This is a genomic window from Microbacterium sp. B19 (genome assembly GCF_000333395.1).
Taxonomy (GTDB): domain Bacteria; phylum Actinomycetota; class Actinomycetes; order Actinomycetales; family Microbacteriaceae; genus Microbacterium.
Genome location: NZ_BADA01000178.1, coordinates 1 through 4,804 on the forward strand (window position 1 = coordinate 1; position 4,804 = coordinate 4,804).

4 protein-coding genes and 3 pseudogenes are annotated in these 4,804 nt (G+C 69.7%); 1 reads left to right on the forward strand and 6 read right to left on the reverse strand.

Translation table 11 applies throughout. The features are described 5' to 3' along the window. Positions 1-353, forward strand: a pseudogene (locus I5G_RS21110) (TetR/AcrR family transcriptional regulator); the annotation flags it as partial. A 2-nt stretch (positions 354-355) separates the two neighbouring features. Here the strand turns inward: I5G_RS21110 and I5G_RS06760 are convergent. The 6 genes and pseudogenes from I5G_RS06760 to I5G_RS25215 form a co-directional block, all read right to left on the reverse strand. Beyond that, positions 356-547: a hypothetical protein gene (locus tag I5G_RS06760; protein ID WP_022878379.1), complete on the reverse strand. Its 192-nt coding sequence runs from the start codon at positions 545-547 to the stop codon at positions 356-358. Between the two features lie 146 nt (positions 548-693). After that, positions 694-2,297: pseudogene (serA, locus tag I5G_RS21115) on the reverse strand (phosphoglycerate dehydrogenase). 159 nt (positions 2,298-2,456) lie between these two features. Beyond that, positions 2,457-2,795 (reverse strand): hypothetical protein, encoded by a 339-nt coding sequence (locus I5G_RS06770; protein ID WP_022878380.1) that lies wholly within the window; start codon positions 2,793-2,795, stop codon positions 2,457-2,459. Then, positions 2,792-3,286: a hypothetical protein gene (locus tag I5G_RS06775; protein ID WP_022878381.1), complete on the reverse strand. Its 495-nt coding sequence runs from the start codon at positions 3,284-3,286 to the stop codon at positions 2,792-2,794. Before I5G_RS06775 ends, I5G_RS06770 begins: the two co-directional genes overlap by 4 nt. Before the next feature lie 99 nt (positions 3,287-3,385). Continuing rightward, positions 3,386-4,411, reverse strand: coding sequence for a ketol-acid reductoisomerase (gene ilvC, locus I5G_RS06780; protein ID WP_022878382.1), 1,026 nt, complete (start codon positions 4,409-4,411; stop codon positions 3,386-3,388). Positions 4,412-4,480: 69 nt separating this feature from the next. After that, positions 4,481-4,627 (reverse strand): annotated as a pseudogene (locus tag I5G_RS25215) (acetolactate synthase small subunit); the annotation flags it as partial. Positions 4,628-4,804: the final 177 nt, after the last annotated feature.

Here is a 4,804-nt window from a genome sequence, read left to right on the forward strand (position 1 = left end):
CTCGCGCACGGGATGTCGAGGAGATCGAGAACTCGAGCGAAGGCGTCGTGGCCGCGCATCTGCGGTCCTCGCAGAACACCGGCTCCCCGCTCGATGTCACGATCCTCGCCGTGTCGAGGCTGGCCCAGAACGGGAACGACGCGGCATCGGCGAGTCTGCGTCGCGTGCGCGAGCTCTGGGAGGACAGCCTCCGCCCCCACACGCGCGACGAGACGGCACTGCAGATGGTGCTGCTCGTGAGCGACGGCCTGTACTTCAACGCGGTGCTGGACCTGAACGCGCTGCCCGGGCCCACCCTCGAGGGATCAGAGCTGGACGCGCTCATCGCGGCGGTCGTCGCCGCGACGACCTGACGTCAGCGCGCGGGGCGACGGCCGATCCGGACGATTCCGGATGCCTCGAGCGCGACGCCCAGCAGGAGCGCGCCCGCACCCGCCACCTCGGGGAGCGCCCACTCCTGACCGCGCGCGGCATCGGCGACGCCGACGAGGAGCAGGGACGATCCCGCCGCGACCAGCGCGAGGCGAGCGACGAGCGATGAGGTCATGGTTCGATCGTGGGGAGACAATCGCCTCGCGTCGGCGTATCGAGACCGATTCCACCATCCGCCGCACGTTCTTCACCCGAACGCGCGGACCAACGGAAGGAGGGGGCCGCCTCCGCGACCCCCTCCCCCGCACGTAGCCGGACTCGTCAGCTCTCGACGATCTCGATCTGACGGAACAGGTCGGCGTTCACGGCCTGACGCATGGCATCCAGGATCTCGTCGGGCACGGGCGAGTCGACCGTGAGACCGAGAGCGCGCGGCCCGTGGCATCCGGCCGCGCGACCTGGAGACCGGCGATGTTGATCCCCGCGTCACCGAGCTTCTGACCGTAGATCGCGACGATGCCGGGGCGGTCGGCGTAGCGCATGACGATGTGGTGGCTCTCGATCGGGACTTCGATCTCGTAGCCGTTGATCCCGACGACCTTGGGCACCATGCGGGTGCCGGCGAGGGTTCCGGCGACCTCGAGGGTCGAACCGTCCGCGAGGGTGCCGCGGAGGATCGTGATGTTCCGGTACAGCGGGCTGTCGGACTCGACGATGAGGCGCGTCTCGACGCCGCGCTGCTCGGCGAACAGCGGCGCGTTGACGTACGACACCGTCTCGCTGACGATGCGGCTGAAGATGCCCTTGAGCGCGGCGAGGCGGTAGACGCTCACGTCGTACTCGGCGAGCTCGCCACGGACCTCGATGTCGAGGCTCGACAGCGCGCTGTCGGCGAGGCCGCTGAAGAACTGGCCGAGCATCTCGACGAGCGCGATGCCGGGGCGGACGAACGGGTCGATCGCGCCGCCGGCGACGTTCACGGCATCCGGGACCAGGTCGCCCTCGAGCGCGAGCTTGACCGAGCGGGCGACGGAGACGCCCGCCTTCTCCTGCGCCTCGTCGGTGCTCGCGCCGAGGTGCGGCGTGACGACGACGTTCGGGAGGTCGAGGAGCTTGCGGGCCGGGCCGTCCTGGGCCGGGGGCTCGGTCGAGAAGACGTCGAGACCCGCCCCGGCGATCTCGCCCGAGGTGAGCGCGTCGTACAGCGCCTCCTCGTTGATGAGGCCGCCGCGCGCGACGTTGATCACGTACGCGGTCTTCTTCATGCGGCGGAGCTGCTCCGTGCCGATCATGCCCGTGGTCTCGGGCGTCTTCGGCATGTGGATCGTGACGAAGTCGCTCTGCTCGAGCAGCTCGTCGAGCGACACGAGCTGGACGCCGAGCTGCTGCGCGCGCGTGGCCGTGACGTAGGGGTCGTACGCGATGACGCGCATGTCGAACGCCTGCAAGCGGGCCGCGATCAGCGCGCCGATGCGGCCGAGGCCGATGATGCCGATGGTCTTCTCGAAGAGCTCGGTACCCGTGAACGAGCTGCGCTTCCACAGGCCCTGCGCGAGCGACGCGTGCGCCGCGGGGATGTGGCGCGCGAGGCTCAGGACGTGCCCGACCGTGAGCTCGGCCGCCGAGATGATGTTCGACGTCGGCGCGTTGACGACCATGACACCGGCCGCGGTCGCCGACTTGATGTCGACGTTGTCGAGGCCGACACCCGCACGCGCCACAACCTTCAGGACCGGAGCCGCCGAGATGGCCTCGGCGTCGATCTTGGTGGCCGATCGCACGAGGACCGCGTGCGCCGCGGCCAGGGCCGAGAGCAGCGCGGGGCGGTCGGTTCCGTCGACGTGGCGTACGTCGAAGTCGGGACCGAGCGCGTCGATGGTGGCGGGTGAGAGTTCTTCGGCGATGAGCACGACGGGCTTCGTCACGGATGCGTCCTTCGAAACGGTGCTGGGGAGCAGCGCGCACCGCCGCGCATCGCCGGCGCGAACCGGGCGCGCGACCCGTGCGGGCCGTCTGCCAGCCTAGCGCTGCGCGTCGCGCGCGCCGGACCGTGTGACGGTGCGGCAGCGGCTCGCGGCTCGCGCTCAGCCTCCGTAGAGCCCGTAGGAGGTCGCGCCGTAGCCGACGATCGCGAGCCAGAACGCCGCCGAGAGCGTGAGCCCGGCCAACAGTGCGAGGGCGAACTCCCCCGCGCGGCGGCGGGCGCCGATCGCGAACGCGATCCCGAACGCCACGAGCGGGAACACGATCGGCAGGATGTACACGAACCATCCGAGGCCGTTGAGTCCGAGGGCGCCGTTCGCCTGCTGGATGAGCAGCGCGACCGAACTCCACACGACGAAGGCGTAGAACAGGCCGAAGATCCCGGCGATCGTGACGACCAGCCACGTCGGCAGGGCGCGGGTGCGCGCGACGGTGCTCATGCGGAGACCCCCAACGACAGGAAGGGCCACGGGACGAGCAACAGGATGCCGAGGACCAGCAGCAGGAACCTCTGCCACGTCCGCCAGCCGCGGGTCAGGGCGAGCACCGCGACGAACCAGACCAGGGGCGCCAGCGCCGCGCCGATCGTGAGCGCGAGGACCGTGACGTCGGGAATCGGGAGGCCGAGACCGCGCAGACGGAAGCCGGCGATCAGCCAGCCGACCGCGAAGAGCACGAACGTCGCCGCCACCATGCCGATGCCTACGAGGCCCACGTTGCCGAGCGGCGCCGAGTGGATGGCATCCGCCTCCGGCTCGGGCGCCACCGGACGGGCCTCGGACTTCGGCGCTGGCGTCAGGGCCGGAGTGGCCTCTCGGGCCGGCGCCTCGGCGGAAGGCTCGCGCTCGACAGAGCGCTTCTCACCGACGTCGAGCGTCGGATCGTCGTCACCGCCCCAGGAGAGGGCGTCGTCGTCGCGCGGTGTGCTCACGCATCCACGGTAGCGTCGCCCGCCGACACCGCGGCGATGCCCCGCCGGAACGGCGAACGCCCCGGGACCGAGACGGTTCCGGGGCGTTCGCGACGGGGATCAGCGCGCGGCAGAACCCTCGACGTAGTCGGCATCCTGCTGCTTCCAGGCGAACAGGCCGCGGAGCTCCTTGCCGGTGGCCTCGATCGGGTGACCCTGCTCCTTCTCGCGGAGCGCGAGGAACTCGGGGGCGCCGTTGTCCTGGTCGGCGATGAAGCGCTGCGCGAACGCACCCGACTGGATGTCGGCGAGAACGGCCTTCATGTTCTCCTTGACCTCGGGCGAGATGACGCGGGGGCCGGAGACGTAGTCGCCGTACTCGGCGGTGTCGGAGATCGACCAGCGCTGCTTGGCGATGCCGCCCTCCCACATGAGGTCGACGATGAGCTTGAGCTCGTGCAGCACCTCGAAGTACGCGATCTCGGGCTGGTAGCCGGCCTCGGTCAGCGTCTCGAAGCCGTACTGGACGAGGTGGCTCATGCCACCGCACAGCACCGACTGCTCACCGAACAGGTCGGTCTCGGTCTCTTCGGTGAAGGTCGTCTTGATGACGCCCGCGCGGGTGCCGCCGATGGCCTTCGCGTACGACAGGGCGGTGTCCCAGGCCGAGCCCGAGGCGTCGCGCTCGACGGCGATGATGTCCGGGATGCCACGGCCGGCGACGTACTCGCGACGGACGGTGTGACCCGGCGCCTTGGGGGCGACGAGGATCACGTCGACACCCTCGGGGGCGTCGATGTAGCCGAAGCGGATGTTGAAGCCGTGCGCGAAGGCGAGCGTCTTGCCCTCGGTGAGCTTGTCCTTGATGGAGTCGGCGTAGATCGAACGCTGGTGCTGGTCGGGCGCCAGGATCATGATCAGGTCGGCCCACTCGGTCGCGTCGGCGACGTTCTTGACCTCGAAGCCATCCTCCTGCGCCTTGGCGGTGGACTTGGAGCCGTCCTTGAGGGCGATGACGACCTCGACGCCCGAGTCGCGGAGGTTCTGCGCGTGCGCGTGACCCTGCGAGCCGTAGCCGACGATCGCGACCTTCTTGCCCTGGATGATCGAGAGGTCGGCGTCGTCGTCGTAGAAGATCTCTGCCATGGGGATGCTTTCTCCTTGAATACAGGTCCCGCGACGGGACCGGGGGTGTGTGGAAAAGGGTGGGAGGTTTCAGCCGCGCAGGACGCGCTCGGTGATGCTCTTGCCGCCGCGGCCGACGGCCAGGAGGCCCGACTGCGCGAGCTCCTTCACGCCGAACGGCTCGATGGCCTTGAGGAAGGCGCCGACCTTGCCCGAGTCACCGGTGATCTCCCGCAACCCGCGGGCGCTGTTCTTCACCGTGGCGTTCCCGGTGCTGATGTTCTTCATCATCGGCTACCAGATGCTCGACACCCCGCTGACCGAGACCCCGGTGGCATCCGGGGGAGTGTCGGTGGCCGCGTACATCATGGTCTCGATGGCGATGTACGGAGCGATGATGTCGGCGACCCAGAC

Coding starts and splice junctions, on each gene's coding strand:
- I5G_RS06760 (WP_022878379.1), bottom strand. CDS start 547: ATGACCTCATCGCTCGTCGCTCGCCTCGCGCTGGTCGCGGCGGGATCG.
- I5G_RS06770 (WP_022878380.1), bottom strand. CDS start 2,795: ATGAGCACCGTCGCGCGCACCCGCGCCCTGCCGACGTGGCTGGTCGTC.
- ilvC (WP_022878382.1), bottom strand. CDS start 4,411: ATGGCAGAGATCTTCTACGACGACGACGCCGACCTCTCGATCATCCAG.